Here is a 17,641-nt window from a genome sequence, read left to right on the forward strand (position 1 = left end):
GCTTTTTAACTGCAAATACAAAGAAGTTTTTCATTCAATGAATCATAATTTTGTAAGTAATTCACAGGAAAACCGTTCAACATTGCAACTATATCTATAATTTTTGTTTTCAATTTTATTGATATTTTTAATCGTAAGATACCATCATATTTGGACTTTTTTGCCCTTTGGAATTGGCACGAATTATGTATTATAAGCACTATTAGATAATGATTATCACGGATTAGACCAATGACAGTACGTAATGACTGGACTCGTGAAGAAATTCAGGTTTTATACAATCAACCCTTTCTTGATTTAGTATTTAAAGCGCAACAAACACATCGTGAGCATTTCGATGCCAACACGATTCAAGTCAGCACTTTACTTTCAATTAAAACAGGTAAATGCCCTGAAGATTGTAAATACTGTTCTCAGTCTGCACGTTATGACTCAAAACTTGAAGCTGAAAAACGTATTGCGGTTGAAAAAGTAATTAGCGAAGCCAAAGAAGCACTTGCTTCAGGCTCTTCACGTTTTTGCATGGGTGCAGCATGGCGCAATCCGCATGAAAGAGATATGCCTTATGTGATTGAAATGGTTCGTGAAGTCAAAGCATTGGGTTTAGAAACCTGTATGACTTTGGGTATGCTCAATCAGTCTCAAGCTGAACGTTTACATGAAGCAGGTTTAGATTATTACAATCATAACCTAGACACTTCTCGTGAATATTATTCACATATCATTAGCACACGTACTTTTGATGATCGCTTAAATACCTTGGATCATGTACGTAATGCAGGTATGAAAGTTTGTAGTGGTGGTATTGTTGGTTTAGGTGAAAGCCGCAAAGACCGTATTGGTCTACTGCATGAATTGGCAACTTTAGCCATTCATCCTGAGTCAGTACCGATCAATATGCTCGTTCCTATTGAAGGTACACCATTGGCCGATGTTGAAAAGCTTGATGTTACAGAATGGATTCGCACCATTGCAGTAGCCCGTATTATCATGCCTAAAAGCTACATACGCCTTTCAGCTGGACGTGAATCACTGTCAGATTCAGACCAAGCCTTGGCATTCATGGCAGGTGCAAACTCCCTGTTTAGTGGTGAAAAATTACTAACCACTCCAAATGCAGGTGAAGGTAAAGATAAACAATTATTCGACAAACTGGGTTTAAACGTTGAAAAAGCAAAACCTAGCGTTTCCGAATTATCTATTGATGCAATGGCAAGCTAATATCTAAAAAGTAATCCCTTTTCAATGAAGAGGAATTACTATGTATCAGTTTATGTTACAAATAACGATTTTAAAATTAACCTGAGCTCGGAATAAGATCTATTCCCAACTATATGATACACGGAAACGTCAGTCGCATTGTTCGAGGCCAGACTACATCTGTAATATACTGTTTTTGCAATATATTAGGTACTTGCTAGTATCTGTCGAGTTGGCGACTGACAAATGGTTTTGCCTACTTTTCCCGAAAGAAAAGTTGGTCGAACTTGAACAAGATTGAAATATATTTCAAGCGAAGTGCAAGACGAAGTGGGTTAATCCTTACATTTGCCTTTAAACGGTAAGACTCCGTTGTGCCTAATCTATCTTTTCAATAACTTACATTAAATTTTATCCCGAACTGACGTTAAAATTAAAATACGCTCAAAATAAAAACTATAAAGACGTGACTAAAATCCCATACTTCGACGTTAAATACATGCCCTGACGGATAATATCTGTTCCATTGGCATGATGTACTTTTAATTCTTGAGCAATCGCATCATATTGAAAAGCATCAAAACAATCCTGATGCTGGCAAAGCCAATTTAAAGTATCAGCAATATGCTCATCGACAATGTAGGTTTCTGCGAGAAAATCTTTAGCCATGACAATAAAACAAATAATAAGAATGTCATCATTGTATCTGAAATAAATTTCTGATTAAAAGTAAGGACATCAAATACTAAAAAATGGGAAAGACTTAAAGATTGAATCTCAGATTTTCAAACTAAAAAACCACCATATTTATGTGAAATATGATGGTTTCTTTATTCAATTAGACGTGTCACACGATCGATTTACATGTAGAAGAAATTAATGATGTGCTCCACATTTACGACATTCCTTAACAACGAAGTTGTACCCGATTTCATATTCATAACTATGGATACATAGTAACTTTCTGATTTTACTTAACATTCCTTAACTCCCTTAAGATTCCTACTTGTTTTATTTCTTCCTGAACACTTTAAAGAAAGTCTAATTAGACTTTTAAATATAATTATCACAATTTTTCATAAGATGAAATATATTTTCTTACATCTTTAGTCGTATATAGATTGTATAGATACAGCCATGAATAAAGCGTTTTTAAAGCTTAATTTTCAAATAATGATAATTTCTTAAATTATTGGTTTTATTGCTGAAAATTATTTATTTTTGTCATAAAAATTGTAAGTTTTAATCTTGATTTAATCCAACTTTTATATAGGATGAAATGGTAGCTTTTTCTATTAACAATCTTTTCAACTAGAAAGCTTTAACACAATTTATATGTATTAATTTGATTATAAAGGAATTTTGTATGCAAGGAAGAATGATGCAACAACCCCTCCTGATCAGTAGCATGATTGAACATGCTGCGCGTTATCATGGAGACACCGCAATTATTTCTAAAAATACAGACGGTACAATTACACAAACAGATTGGACACATATCACCGAAAACTCTAAACGTTTTGCCAATGCCCTACAGTCTCTTGGACTTGTGCAAGGCGATCGTGTTGCAACGATTGCATGGAACAATCATCGCCATCTTGAATCATGGTATGCGATTTCAGGCAGTGGTTTAGTTTGTCATACGATTAACCCTCGCCTATTTCCAGAACAACTTGTTTTTATTATTAATGATGCACAAGATCGTGTTGTATTATTTGATAAAACCTTTCTCCCTTTAATTCGTGCTGTAAAAGCTCATACACCAACAGTTGAACATTTTGTCTACCTCGGTGCTTTTGACCAAGAAGTTGCAGATGCTGTACCAGATGTAAAATTCTACGACGTACTCATTGCCGAACAGTCTGTACATTATGAATGGCCAAGCTTGGAAGAAAACACTGCAAGTTCGCTGTGTTATACCTCTGGTACAACAGGAAATCCTAAAGGTGCTTTATACAGCCATCGTTCAACAGTACTCCACACCTATGCCATTTGCTTACCTGACTCATTAAATTTATCTGCCAATGACATCATGTTACCAGTCGTTCCGATGTTCCATGTTAATGCATGGGGAACACCGTATGCCGCGGCGATGGTGGGTTGTACCTTCGTCCTTCCTGGCCCTGGCTTAGACGGTGCAAGCTTGGTACAAATGATTGACGATTATAAAGTCAGTATTGCACTTGGTGTACCAACCATTTGGCAAGGTCTACTTGCCGCAGCGAAGCAAACTGGTAGCCAATTGAACAGTTTAAAACGCAATGTCGTCGGTGGCTCTGCTTGCCCACCTGCAATGATGAAAGCATTTAGAGATGTTTATCATTGTGAAACCATTCATGCATGGGGGATGACGGAAATGAGTCCTTTAGGCACAGGTAATCAGCTCAAAGCTAAACATCAACAGCTTTCAGCAGAAGAACAATTTAAAGTACGCTTATCCCAAGGTCGCCCACCTTTTGGTGTCGATTTACGTATTACCGATGCAGAAAATGGGACACATGAAGTCAGCCGTGATGGACATACCACTGGAAATCTTCAAGTCAAAGGTCATTGGATTATCGAATCTTATTATGGAAAGTCTGATAATGCCTTAACAACAGACGGCTGGTTCGATACAGGTGATATTGCTTCGATTAATGAAGATGGATATTTATTATTAAGTGATCGCGCTAAAGATTTGATTAAATCAGGTGGTGAATGGATTTCTTCAGTTGAATTGGAGAATATTGCCATGAATCATCCTGAAATTGCGATGGCAGCGGTGATTGCAGCAGATCACCCTAAATGGGATGAACGACCTATTGTGATTGCCATTAAACAACAAGGTGCAACCATTACAGAGCAAGGTTTATTAGATTACTATTCTGACAAAATCGCAAAATGGCAAATTCCAGATAAAGTCATTTTTGTAGAGTCGATTCCTTTAACGGGTACTGGCAAAATGTTGAAGCGTGATCTACGCGAACAGTATGGGAAAATATTACTTACTGAATAAAAAATCATTTGAATACTTATAAAAAAGCCTTTTAATATTGAATTAAAAGGCTTTTTTTATTTCTGAGAAATTTTCAGCTTTTCGCTTTTTAGAATCGCCAATGATAGAACAAATCGATTGCTTTTTCTAAAGACTGACTCGCTTCTAAATATAAGCGTTTATTCATTTGATAGCGTAAGGTTAACTTATTCACTGGTGTGAAGACACCGACACCATAACGAATATATAAGTCTGGGGTAATATAGCCCGTTAAACTGACTTGGGTATCATCACCCGTACCTTGTGCATCAAAAGACAAACCACTTAAGCCAAAAGTACGTCCAATCTGGTTGGTAAATGCACGTGTACCACCCAACCCTAAACTAATACCCGCTGCTGCAATGGTATTATTGACGTCAGATTTGAAGCCTTGCTCATTACTTAAACCACTTGAACCTTCATTGATACGCCCTGTAATTAACGCATTCATCGCCTCTTGATCAGACAATCCAGCATCATTATAAACTTGAATATTTGGACTCGATGCGGTGCCTGTAATACGGACACCGACTATACTGCCCGAGATACTCTTATTGGTGTCTATGTCCAATGTTGGGTTTGCCAATGGGCCATTAAAACGTGCAATTGCACGATTCAAATCTAAACGCTGACCATACGCTTCGATCGTTACTTTTTGGCTAACGCCAATCGCACCATTGGCACGCATGGCTGTCTCTAGACCACGTTGTGTGAGATATAAACGACCGACCAATGGAATACGACTGTTAAAGCCTTCAAAAATCACTTTATCGCCAAGATTGACATTAACATCTGCACGAATATCCCACGGTTTAGCTGCACGCAGAATAGCGAGTTGGTTTTCTCCTTCTTTGACAATACGTACATCAGGTGAAACGTTCACAACTGCTGCACTTGCTTCAGGCATTGAAATCAGTGCACGAGGAACATCTACTTTACCTTTCACTGCAACACGCTTACTCATTGGCAATGCGTCTACTTCAATATCAGTATCCACGACAGCTGTGATCAACGGTGCTTGACGAACAAGTAATTTTTCACCATTTAATTTTAATTGCACACGTAGATCATTTTTCCAATCAATACTACCATTGATTTTCCCGACCCCACGTCCACTATTAAACGCACCATTAATCGTCACAACATCTTGGCGAATTGAAGAGTAAATTTGCACATTGGTTAAATTAACAGGCAGTGAAATCATACTGATTTCACCATTCTTTAAGCGCATCTCACCATCAAATAATGGCTGAGATAAGGTTCCATTGATCTTACCTGCAAGTGACAATGTGCCATCTAATTTGCGTATATCTGCAATAAATGGTTTTAAAATCTGTAATTGAACTTCGTTAAAGGCAACTTCGCCACGCATTGGTTTTGAGTCAACATATGGGTTCACAATAACACTTGCATAGCCTGTACCGATATTTGGTGCTTTTAAGTCAACACGCAGTAGTAATCCATCAGCAATGCTTTTTGCAATGATACTTGCTTCATCATAGTTCATCGATGTTGAAACATCTTCAGGATTTTCGGCAGCAATACCAATTTTACCGTTGCGTGTGATTAATTTAGCATCTAACTTAGGTTTCGCACCTTGAGCCCATGACGCTTTTGCATAACCATTTAATTTACCTGTTAATGCTAAGCCTGTTGGCATAAATGCAGCGAAATCATTTAAATCTAGATTTTGAGTTAAGAATGAAACATTACCACTTTTCTTACTCACTCGTATCGGCTGATCAAAGCACAACTGACTTTGCTGACTCTGCCAACAATGCTGTCCAACATACAACTCAGCTTTGGCAGATGAATAAATAATTGGGGCATTCTTTTGTTGAAGTAAATGTGCTCGAACCGAGTCAAACTCACCTTTTTGAACTTGTCCTAACCAATCATTCTGCGCATTAAAACCACCTGCCAATTGCATATAGAATTTTGAATAATAATTCCAACCCTGTAATTGCAATAAGTGTGCTTTGCGAGTACCCGACAAAGTAATCGCTGCATGTTGAATTTCACGATCACCACTACGCAATGTCTCCATTTGCGCAACCATTTTAGAAGGCACGGTTTCAGACGTTGGCAATTCACCTTTCAAACTGAGTTTTTTAATACTAATATCATTAAAACTAAAACGATCAACCACTAAGTTTGCAGTCGCACTTAAACGCGGTTCTATCTGTAAATTTAAATAACCGTATGCTTTACCACGTAAACCCGGATAAATTTCATATAAAGCAGGAGCATTGACTTTTAAGCGTAGGTTTTGCGCATTTCCTGTGGCTTGAACTTGATTATTGGCATAGGACAAGAATAAGTTATTTGCCTCAAACTGCTGAGGAACAAAACCTTTTTGATCAGCATTGAGCATGATTGCCAAATTACCACGACCACGTAAAGGCTTATTATTAATCATGCCTGCAATGTTAAGTTGTTGGATATTAATTCTTTTCTGTTGATCAGACCAACGACCTTGGGTTTTCACATTCCCTGAAACCTCACCACGGACTGAGGAAACAAAGTATTGTGGTTTAAAGCGAACCAATGAAGTACTAATATCCCAACTGAAACCATTCGCCACATGCACTAAACCACTTGCAAAGACTTTTCCAGCAACACCGTCATGCTGTAACTCAGATATTTTGATCAATTCAGGTGTACCAGACACCCGTAGTTTTAATAAACCACTGCCTTGTTTCAATTGCGCTGCATTGAGTGCACCATCATAATTCACAGCAAAGCCTTTAAAACCACCTCCTGCTTTTTGATCTGCAAAAATAATCGCAGCACTACTTTTACCTGTCAGTCGGATGGTTTCTGGGTTGGCTTGATTGGCAATTCGTCCAGTGAGATCTATGTGATCAAAAGAAATAAGTTGTTGATTTGGTTTCGCAAAACCATTTGCTTTAACTTGACCATTTAACAAATTCACAGGAGCAGTAGCGAGTACAGATTGTGGATTAAAATCTTTAGCATTCAATAATGCTGTCCACTTTAATTGACGTTTATCTGTTGGTAACTCAATCACTGCATGACCTGAAAGATTGCCTTGATCTGCTAAATAATTAAAAGCTGGAATATGTAAATCGTTGCCTTTTAAGTCCAATTGCGCATTATATTTACCTGCTGGCAAACTGCCTTTTTCGTTTTTCCGCACAACGGTTGCAACATGAAAATTTTGTTGACCTTCAAGCAATGCTAAATTGACTTGACCTTGCTCACTACTCAACCAACCCACATACGGAACAGCTCGATCAATATTTTTCCAATTGACACCTAGTTGCATAGGCTCAGGCTTTTGACTCTTTTGTTCGGCTTGATCCAGTTTGACATTCCAAGTTTCATATTTATCAAAAGCAACATTTGCGGTTAAATGCATGCCTTGTTTCAGTGCACCTACCGAAGAAATATTGGCATCTAATGACGGTGGCAAAAAGTCTTGAACGACTTGTGGAATAATTTTGTCTTTTGGATTAATACGATCTAAACGCCCTTTAATATCCCAATGGACATGATCTTGCCAACTCACTAGCCCAGCAGCATTAACCGCTCCCCCCATCAGCTGACCATTGACATTACTGATATTCAGTTGGTTCACCAAGTCTGTATGTGCAAGACCTGTATATTGACCTTGTGGAATATTTTTCCCACTAATATCGGTATTGATATCGAGGTTTAAACCTTTAATATCACCTTGGAATTTTGCAATACCATTCTTTGATAAAAGTGCTTGATCTAATAACAACGGCCAATGGTAATCTTTAAAATTTAAAGCACCATTCATTGGCACATTGGGACGCATTGGATGCAACACTGCCCATCCTGTTAGCATATCAGGTGTTTTTGTTGCCACACCTGCTTTAATCGTGTCTAAAGAACCACGTGCTTGCACATAAATATCTTGAATATTTAAACTTTTAAGAGACGGTAAACGAACAACACCTTGTGCATTTAATGGATATTTCCCTTTAAAATCCATATTGCCTTTGGCATTTTTAACAGACAAATAGCCCATGTCCATGCTTGAATTTTCAAATTTTAATTCAGTCCCAGACCACAATGCCTCTTCTAAATGCACATCATTAAAATCAACTTTGGCTGAATAAGTTTGGATCTGTAAATGATCCACATCTGCCTGATCTACCCGCAGAATAAAAGGCAGTTTGATTTCACTAAATTTGAACGGCTCATTGCTTGGTGGAGTCTTTGTGATAATTCTTAAATTATTGACATCGGCATGACTTAAATGAATTTCTTTATCAAAAATGGCTCGCCAACCTAAAGAAACATTGGCTCGATCTATTTTAATATCTACAGGTTTTAGGGTGACTAGAATATTTTTGAGAATAATCCCTTGTAAAAGATTACCGCCTTCATATTGATAATGGATAATTTTTTGACTAGCAGCAACACGATCAAGTAAGAACTTACTGCCCTTATCTGTACTAAACATCACAGCTAATGCAGTAACCAATAAAACAATGATCAAAAACACCGACAACAGAATATTGCGTAATAATTTACGCTTCTTTGGGCTTTGCTCAGGCTCTAAAGAATTACTTTGTTGTTCATTTTGAACATCTTGATGTTCTGCATCAGTCATATTATTTCCAAAGTTCTCACTGATTTTAAATCATTCATTTATTCTATGGATTATGGATATTAAAGTTGCGATCCAATATAGAAGTGTAATCGAATCGGACGGTCTGGATCTGATATTCCAGAAGCCAAGTCTAATCGAATTGGGCCAATCGGTGATTTCCAGCGAATGCCTAGACCGATACTGTATTCTGTATCATTACTAAAGTTTTTATTGTAGGCATTACCAACATCACTAAAAATGGCTGCACGCCAACCTTCTTTAAACTGATAGTTATATTCTACTGACCCAACAGCTAAAGCCTGCCCTCCGACTTCATAGCCATATTCAACTGGAGAAAGGCTTTTATAATCAAAACCTCTCAGGCTTTGGTCACCACCTGCAAAGAATCTTAAATTATAAGGCACTTGTTGAAAATCTTTTGCAAAAATATAACCCACATCCAAACCACCAACAAATTGATGATTGTCATTTTTGCCCAATGAATATAGTGCTTTCCACGTTGTATTGACGATTGCCATATCTGTATCGGTCAATAAAGACTCACTACCCATTTGAATTTTATACGATTGTTTAAAACCACGGGTTGGATTCACTCGATTATCACTGGTGGTTTTGGTTGCTTCGTATCCAAATAATAAAGATTCTTGTTCTTCATTCGAACCTGGTATTAAGAAAGCATCGGGAATGTCATCTACATCCACCACACCACTTTGCGTAATTCGGTCTAAACGATAACGCACGCCAAAAATATGCTGCCATTCTTTACGAGACCCTTTAATCACACGGTCCACACCCGCAACAGCAGATTCAATGACCAAATCCAAATCATTACCAATCCCCCCACGATCTTCACGCTCATAACCTGCAACGAGGCTGACATAATCATTTAGTGGATGTTTATAAGGAATATTATAACGGGCATCAAAGGATTGACGAATTTGTGATAACTCGAAGTTCGCGTCAAAAGAATGACCTAAATGATTGACAATGGCACGGCGATACTGACTTCGTAGACGAACACCAGTATCTGTTCCAAACCCAATACCTGTTTCTAAACTATTGAGACGATCTGCATTTAAAGTCACCACGACAGGAATTTTCTTTTCTTCACGTGCTTTATCTTTGAGCAAATCCTCTTCAGATTCTTTTTCTTTTTGCTGTGTTTGCAATTGTCTTAAATTCGGATCTGTCGCATCTTGCTGAGTTCCAGCGAACTGATTTTCATCGACCACATTCTGCGTGACTTCTTTATCCGACTGTTTGGCTTTTTCAACTTGAGTCTGCTCTGAAAATGAAGCCGCAGCGATACGCTCCTGATCGACCAGTGCTTGTAAATCCGCAGGTAGCTCTAAAGGTTTCACAATCGGATCAGGTTTTATAGCATCAACCAAAGTATAGTTAAAATATCGTGAGTTGGTTAAGTTATTTGCCAAACCATTGATACGCCATGCGGTATAGTCAGCATCATCTTTCCAAGGAACCATAGACTCAAGAACTTTTAAATCAATTGGTAGCGGTTTAGAAGGATCACTCATCCTAAATTCAACATGACCTAATTTATAGCGATCACCCGTTTCATATTTTAAATTAATTTTGGCTTTATTCTGTGGTTGTTCAACTTTAACGTCATGTAAACGCCAATAACTGTCAAAAAAACCATTATCAATCGCAGCATCGGTAATACGTGATTTTGTAGTTTCATATAAACCGTGGTTAAACGTATCGCCTACTTCCAAGTCTGGTAAAACACGTATCACTTGGAACTGAGCCAAATTCGCTCCAGCACCACTGCCTTCTATATTTTGCTCAGCTACGATTACGGGCTCATTGGCAACAACACTAACTTTTAAGTGTTTATCATCCACTTTTGAAAATTTAAATTGCGCATTGTAATAACCCACAGCCTGAGCAGCTTGCACAGTCAGGGTTCTCAATTGTGAAACTGAACCATTAAAATCTAAAAAAGCCTCTTGAGTAAAAGAAGATAATTTCGCTTTAATATTGTCCGTCAGAACTTTAGGCCCGCCCTCAACTGTCACCGTAATTTTAGGAATGGTTGCAACATTACTTTGTGGTTTAATAACTTTGTTAATCAACCCTTTAAAGAAACCAACTTTAATCTCTTCAGGCTTGGCTTCACTCAAGGTTGGATCTGTTAATGTTTTCGCTGTATCATTTTTTTCGACTGAAATATCCTGATCTGAATGAATCTCTTGAATGAGTTGATCTACATTGACAGGAGCTTGAGTAATTTCATAAACTTCTTGCTGTGTAGCATCATTCACAACCACTTCAGGAACTTGTGTAACACCATTCCTAAAATCAAGTGCTTCTTTCTTTGCGTCTTCTGCAACTTGAAAAATTTCATTTGCTAAAGATTGATCAACAGGTGCAATCGGTAAATCTTCAAGATCATCAAATTGAATCGGTTTAAAATCATCTTGAACACCCAAGTTTTGTTCTTGCTGTTGAAGCATAGATAAACTGTCAACCGATGTTGTAGCTTTGCTTTGTTCTATTTTTTCATCAATTTGGTCTATTTTCTCATTCGGCAAACCTTGTTGCTTTGCAGCGGCTTCTAATTGCTCTTGTGTATTGGTAATCTCAGCTGTTTGATTTTCTTGCTTTATATTGTCCTGCGCTGATTCGGCATAACTTAGGGGTACAGCAAAAACACTTAAAAAAACACTTGCACATAACAGTTTGTTGATATGATAACTATCAAAGTGAAGGTGCATACAATGTGCAAGTACAGATTTTTTAAATTTAATTTTTGCTGGCATACCAAGCTCTAATTATCTAAATATATTAAATGAAATTTACACTGAACAATGTATATTTCTGACACTCAAAACAATTGGTTTTAAACATGATTTAAGGTTAAAACATGATACATGATTTTGTATGATAGTTACTATTTCACCACATTTTTCATAAATAACTAAATGAAGTCATCTACAATGGAAAAAAATGAGCATATTTTAGCTACACGGCGTTTTCTGCCGATGTTTCTTACCCAATTCTTTGGTGCATTAAACGATAATGTCTATAAACAATCGCTTTTGCTCGTCATCACTTATGGATGGATTCAACAACAATCTGCAAGTATAAGCACACTCAACAACCTTGCTGCATTGTTATTTATTCTACCCTATTTCATCTTTTCTGCGACAGCTGGACAAATTGCAGATAAGTACGAACGTTCATTTTTAGTCCGAAGTATCAAAATACTCGAAATTATCATCATGCTGATCGCTTCAGCTGGTTTTTTATTGGGCAATTTATGGATTTTACTGTTTGCCTTATTTTTAATGGGAACCCACAGTACCTTCTTTGGCCCGATCAAATATGCAATTCTGCCTGATATTTTAAAACCCAATGAATTGATGTCTGGAAATGCACTGTTTCAGTCTGGAACGTCCATCGCCATTTTGATTGGTATGATTTTAGGTGGAGCGGTGATTTCGCTTTCTGAAGGCAATATGATTTGGATTTGTTTAACCATCATAGCGATTGCAGTGATGGGTTATCTATGTAGTCGTTTTGTTCTTAAGCAACCCACGACCAATACTGATTTAGAAATTGACTGGAATTTCTTTCGTACCAGTTTTCAAACCATTGGTTATGCGAAAAGTTTGCCTTTAATTTTTATCATTCTTTTAGGTAACTCATGGTATTGGTTTTACGGGGCAACTTATCTCACGCAAATTCCTCAATTAACTCAACAAAACTTGCATGCCAATGAAAATGTAGTCAGTCTGCTTTTGACATTCTTTTCAGTTGGTATTGGTGTCGGTTCACTGCTGTGTCGTAAGGTTGGCGGTACTGAAGTCAATATTAAAATGGTACCCATTGGTGCAATCGGATTGACTGTATTTGCGCTTTATTTAGCAGCAAGCTTAGCATTTGTTCCTGAGCGCACAGGTGATTTGATCACCATTTCAGATATGTTTAGCTCAGGTGCTGCGTATTACCATGTTATGGTTGCAGTCACCTTACTAGGGATTAGCGGTGGATTTTATATCGTTCCTTTGTACGCCATGATGCAAGCCTACGCACCTAAGTCACATCGTGCCCGTGTGGTTGCTGCCAATAATATCTTTAATGCAATATTCATGGTTTCCTCTGCGATTTTCTCTATAATCATCTTAAGTATTTTAAAAATAGATATTAAAGTTCTATTTTGTATTACCGCTATACTCAGTGCGATTTTTAGTACGTGGTTATTAATTCGTTTAAAACCACTGATTGCCACAACTCAAGCTTCTTTGGAGGACTAATATGCGTCAATATACTGGCATTGATAAACTGATCAATTCATTCGATCAAGCTTTAAGAAGTTTAGTACCAGGCGCGACGTCTGCACAAAGAACGAACCCGTCAAATGACACAGAAACTAAATTAGCCGTCAGTGAAGCTCGCCATGTTGCAGGTTTAATGCGAGTGAATCATAGTGGTGAAGTATGTGCCCAAGCGCTTTACCACGGGCAGGCTTTAACTGCAAAGCTACCGAATGTACGCCGTGAAATGGAGTTTGCTGCGATCGAAGAGCAAGACCATTTGGCATGGTGTGAAGATCGCTTAAAAGAATTGGATAGTCATACCAGTTTATTGAACCCTGTTTGGTACGGGCTTTCTTTTGGTATGGGCGCACTGGCAGGTATTGCGGGTGATAAATACAGCTTAGGTTTTGTTGCCGAAACTGAACGTCAAGTGAGTATGCATCTACAACATCATATTAGCCAACTGCCTGCACAAGATGAACGTTCACGCAGAATACTGGTACAAATGAATGAAGATGAATTGCACCACCGTGATACAGCTTTACAAGCAGGCGGTGTTGATTTACCCATTCCAGTCAAAATCACCATGACGGCTATTTCTAAATTGATGACCAAGACCAGTTATTTTATTTAACAAGCTTTTTTACTGTTGATATTCCTCACCTTTTCAAAAGTGAGGAATATGCAGCAAAGGAATGATTTAAACGTTTTAGAATAAAGAGCATTGCGCTTTTTATACCAGTACAACCTTTTTCTAAATAGTTTTTACTTTACTCATTTAATTTCTTTGAACATTTTTAAACTGATAAGCGATTGAATAAGTAGAACTATTCACTCAATCCAAACAATAACTTAGCATTGTGTGGCGCTGACTGTGTAGCCTCTATAGGCAATAAAGATGGGTTTAGTGGATAAACTGCACCATCAAATTTCAACATCACTTGCCCATGCTTTCGACTATAAACCAATAACTGTTTCCAACCATTACTAACATACATTGTTGAATAGACGGGGCTATCAACCAAAGTTGTTTTACTCAAAAAATCAAATGCTTGGTTCGGTTTCCCTTTAAAGATCAGCATGGTACAACCACCTGAACCACACCAATCCAAACCATTCAAAAGCACTAAGGCATCTTGTTGCCCATCGCCATTCAAGTCATCAAAAGCCACCTCATAAGCAGATGAATCTTTTGTATAAGCAAAAATACTTTGTTTTAAATTGCTGTCACGTTGTTGCACAGATTGATTTTTAACTTCTGTTTTTGATGCTTGAATCGATTGTTCAGGCAAATGTGTACATGCACTGAATAGAAACATACAACTTAACAATGTCAATGATTTCAAATACATTGCTACTTACTCTCTCATCTCTAAAAATATTATAAAACAATAACAGGGAATTGATGCTTTGGATGATCGAATAACATATCTTGCCAAATATCATACATTGGAATCTTTACATCCAGAGCCAATGGTAATTTTTTAGGATTAAATTGCATCTGCGTTAAATCGCTCCCCCACGCAATCAAATCGACATCCAAAGTGATATTGTGTGAAGGACGGACACGACCTGAATCTGCTTCCATCTTTTTTAATAAGGCGATGATTTCTTCAACAGATAATTGGCTTTTCAGCAAACACGCAGCATTCCAATAATCTGCACCTACGCCATCACGACATGGAATAATATAAATTTTTGAAAATGTGGCTTCACCCAAACTCAAAATCTGAGCAAATGTTTTTTGAAAATGATATTGAGGAGCGCTATTACTCGCCAGAGCTAGGGCGAATATCGTTTCGGTGGCGTTCAAGGCGAATTCCTACAGAATTTGCTTGCGGGATAATGGCAGGCTTACGGATGGTAATCATAATCGATTCAACTGATGGATAGGTAGCGAAAAGCGCATTTAAAACCAGTTTAGCCGCATGTTCGATCAATTTCGGGGCAGCGTCTTGAATGACTTTACTCGAAATCTCACAAATTTCTGCATAATTTAACGTGTCTTCTAGTTCATCTGTGTTGGATGCTTTTTCTAAACAGCTCTGAATCGTGAGATCAAGCATTAAAGGCTGAATCATTTGGCGTTCCCAATTGAAACAGCCAACTACTGTATCCACTTTTAAACCTTCAATGATAATTGCGTCCATAACGATTTCAAATTCTCTATTCAGATTAAAAAGTCCCCCTTTGAAAAAGGGGGATTTAGGGGGATTCCATTAAAAGCAATCCCTCCCTACCTCCCTTTAAAAAGGGAGGAGATCCATCTCAATATTCGATATCGAAGCTGAATCAAATAAAGTCCCCTTTTGAAAAGAGGTACTTAGGAAGCTTCTATTAGAATAGAAGCAATCCCTCCGTCCTTTAGGGGAGAAGATCCATCTCAATGCTTCAACAACGAAGCTGGATCTAAATCTTGCACCATTTGCAAACGTTGATCTGCATAAATATCGGTATATGGTGCAAGTACACGCATGAAGCGATCAAAATACAACATTTGCTTAAATAATAAGGCAAAATCACGTGGGAATCGAATACCGTGACGCTCACCGACGGCAACCATATCCATCATAATATCGTTTAAATCAGAAGGGTTTGAAGTCATGATTTTTTGCGGATCTGCCAATAGAACACCACTAAATAGGCGCTCCAAATCATCCGCTAACACTTGGGTATCAATCTGCGTACTCGTCATGCCCATACCCAACATATTTTGAGCCATAAGCGTGTAATCGGTCTTTTGCAATGCATCCATAAATGCCATACACGACTGCCATACTTCTGGTTTAAGTTGACCCACGATACCAAAATCAATAAAGCCAATTCGCCCATCTTCAAGCAACATCAGGTTTCCTGCATGTAAATCTGCGTGAAATGATTTACACAGCATTAAGCTACCAAACCATGTGTTCATTGCCGTAATGAGCACTTGTGAAGGGTCTTTTGCAACTTTTCTAACCACATCAAAATCGGTTAATGGCACACCATACAAGCGTTGCATGGTCAATACACGGCGAGTTGAATACTGGTGATAAACCTTTGGCGCAGTCGCAGCGTGATTTTGAGACACGTTGAGATAATTCACAAAGTCATCAAGGTTTTGCGCTTCTTCAATAAAATCTACTTCACGTACCATACGTGTTTTAATTTCTTCAACAATATCTGCCAACGAAGCAAATTTAACTTTAGGAACCGCTTTTTCTAAGATTTTTGTTGCCCAATGCAAAACATTGAGATCGGTATAGAGGATGGTTTCCACACCAGGCTTTTGCACTTTAATAACAACATCTTCACCAGTCACCAATTTCGCTGCATGTACTTGTGCAATAGACGCTGAAGCCAATGGCTTTTCTTCAATAGAAGCGAAAATTTCACTTAAATCTCGCCCTGCAAATTCTTGCGCTAAGACACCTTGTACATAGCTGAATGGTAATGACGGTGTTTGATCTAGACAACCTTGAAACTCTTCAACATATTCACGAGGAAATAATGAAGGTGTACTGGCAATGAATTGCCCCAACTTAATATAAGTTGAGCCTAAAGATTCAAACGTTTCACGCATGAGTTTTGCGTTACTTGGTTTTTCAGTCGCATATTTGATGCCTGCTTTTGCTGCGATTACAGCCGTTTCCCCGACTCGGGCAACTGAGCGCAGTCCATCTAACCAGATATTGTTTTTCATAATGTCTAAGTAGAAATAAATTGAGACAAGTGTAGCAAATTAATCAGCCTTTGCTGTATGGCTTGCCTGACAGTTTGCACAATCTGTATCTTTTTCAAAGGCTAAAATTCGTTGTTTCATTGTTAAGCCATCCCAAAGCAGTAATTTTTGCTTGAGTGGGGTCTGAGCTAAACCTAAATATAAAAGTGCATGATGTGCTTGCAAGCTTGCCATTACATTTGGCGTCGTAGCTAAAACCCCTGAATCTGCACAACGAAAGCTTTCATTAATATGTTGTTCTTTGGGAAATAAACACTCATAACAGGCTGAATTTCCTTCGACCATAAACAATTGACCTTGGAAACCAATTGCCGATGCGCTAATCAACGGTACATTGAATTGGGTACAAACCTGATTGACCAAATAACGTGTGGTGAAATTATCACAACCATCGAGGACTAAATCTTGTTGAGCAATCAATGATTGGGCATTGAACTCATCCAGTTTATGAGTATGACTTTCAACTTGGATAAAGGGGTTAATCTGTTGCAGACGCTTGCTGAGTATCTCTGATTTATAAAATCCAACATCTTGTTGTGTATAGGCAATTTGACGTTGTAGATTGCTGATTTCAATGGTATCTGCATCTATAAGCGTGATTTTTCCAACTCCCGCGCGTGCGAGTAACTCCGCAACAGTACAACCAATCCCACCGCAGCCTACAATTAAAACATTGGCCAGTTTGAGCTTTTCCTGCGCTTCAATATCCCAACCATCCAGTAGGATTTGACGTGAATAAAGATGCATTTCAGATTCGGTGAGTTCTAAATCATTTTCGAGCATGAGAGAAGAGATATTTCAGTTTTGATCAGTATAAA

Annotated in this window: 12 protein-coding genes; 4 read left to right on the forward strand and 8 right to left on the reverse strand. The window is 38.0% G+C overall.

The genetic code is table 11. The features are described 5' to 3' along the window. Window positions 1-231: 231 nt before the first annotated feature. A complete protein-coding gene (gene bioB, locus ACY45D_RS09650; RefSeq protein WP_463106549.1) occupies window positions 232-1,221 on the forward strand; it encodes a biotin synthase BioB in 990 nt (329 codons plus the stop codon). A gap of 435 nt (window positions 1,222-1,656) precedes the next feature. Here bioB and ACY45D_RS09655 read toward each other — a convergent pair whose 3' ends face one another. Continuing rightward, window positions 1,657-1,869 carry a hypothetical protein gene (locus ACY45D_RS09655; RefSeq protein WP_463106550.1) on the reverse strand — a complete coding sequence of 71 codons (213 nt, stop codon included), beginning with the start codon at window positions 1,867-1,869 and terminating at the stop codon, window positions 1,657-1,659. 697 nt (window positions 1,870-2,566) lie between these two features. Here ACY45D_RS09655 and ACY45D_RS09660 point away from each other — a divergent pair. After that, window positions 2,567-4,195 carry a long-chain-fatty-acid--CoA ligase gene (locus ACY45D_RS09660; RefSeq protein WP_463106551.1) on the forward strand — a complete coding sequence of 543 codons (1,629 nt, stop codon included), beginning with the start codon at window positions 2,567-2,569 and terminating at the stop codon, window positions 4,193-4,195. Between the two features lie 88 nt (window positions 4,196-4,283). Here ACY45D_RS09660 and ACY45D_RS09665 read toward each other — a convergent pair whose 3' ends face one another. Together ACY45D_RS09665 and ACY45D_RS09670 are read right to left on the reverse strand one after the other, a co-directional pair. Beyond that, window positions 4,284-8,819, reverse strand: coding sequence for a translocation/assembly module TamB domain-containing protein (locus tag ACY45D_RS09665; RefSeq protein WP_463106552.1), 4,536 nt, complete (start codon window positions 8,817-8,819; stop codon window positions 4,284-4,286). Window positions 8,820-8,878: 59 nt separating this feature from the next. Then, entirely contained in the window at window positions 8,879-11,602 is a 2,724-nt protein-coding gene (locus ACY45D_RS09670) for an autotransporter assembly complex protein TamA (protein ID WP_463106553.1), read from the reverse strand. 177 nt (window positions 11,603-11,779) lie between these two features. On the opposite strand from ACY45D_RS09670, the gene ACY45D_RS09675 reads away from it, so the two are divergent. Then, window positions 11,780-13,099: an MFS transporter gene (locus tag ACY45D_RS09675; protein WP_463106554.1), complete on the forward strand. Its 1,320-nt coding sequence runs from the start codon at window positions 11,780-11,782 to the stop codon at window positions 13,097-13,099. 1 nt (window position 13,100) lies between these two features. Next, a complete protein-coding gene (gene coq7, locus ACY45D_RS09680; protein ID WP_463106555.1) occupies window positions 13,101-13,736 on the forward strand; it encodes a 2-polyprenyl-3-methyl-6-methoxy-1,4-benzoquinone monooxygenase in 636 nt (211 codons plus the stop codon). Window positions 13,737-13,929: 193 nt separating this feature from the next. On the opposite strand, the gene ACY45D_RS09685 is transcribed toward coq7, so the two are convergent. From ACY45D_RS09685 to ACY45D_RS09705, 5 genes are all read right to left on the reverse strand, one after another. Next, window positions 13,930-14,421 (reverse strand): hypothetical protein, encoded by a 492-nt coding sequence (locus ACY45D_RS09685; RefSeq protein WP_463106556.1) that lies wholly within the window; start codon window positions 14,419-14,421, stop codon window positions 13,930-13,932. 62 nt (window positions 14,422-14,483) lie between these two features. Then, the gene (locus ACY45D_RS09690; protein ID WP_463106557.1) at window positions 14,484-14,915 is read right to left on the reverse strand and encodes a 2-amino-4-hydroxy-6-hydroxymethyldihydropteridine diphosphokinase; all 432 of its coding nucleotides are present in this window, start codon (window positions 14,913-14,915) and stop codon (window positions 14,484-14,486) included. Next, the gene (gene folB / locus ACY45D_RS09695; RefSeq protein ID WP_463106558.1) at window positions 14,872-15,252 is read right to left on the reverse strand and encodes a dihydroneopterin aldolase; all 381 of its coding nucleotides are present in this window, start codon (window positions 15,250-15,252) and stop codon (window positions 14,872-14,874) included. Before folB ends, ACY45D_RS09690 begins: the two co-directional genes overlap by 44 nt. Before the next feature lie 233 nt (window positions 15,253-15,485). Continuing rightward, window positions 15,486-16,784 carry an ABC1 kinase family protein gene (locus ACY45D_RS09700; protein WP_463106559.1) on the reverse strand — a complete coding sequence of 433 codons (1,299 nt, stop codon included), beginning with the start codon at window positions 16,782-16,784 and terminating at the stop codon, window positions 15,486-15,488. 39 nt (window positions 16,785-16,823) lie between these two features. Beyond that, window positions 16,824-17,606, reverse strand: a complete 783-nt coding sequence (locus tag ACY45D_RS09705; RefSeq protein ID WP_463106560.1) for a HesA/MoeB/ThiF family protein — start codon at window positions 17,604-17,606, stop codon at window positions 16,824-16,826. Window positions 17,607-17,641 lie beyond the last annotated feature (35 nt).

It is taken from the genome of Acinetobacter sp. BZX-2 (genome assembly GCF_055179795.1).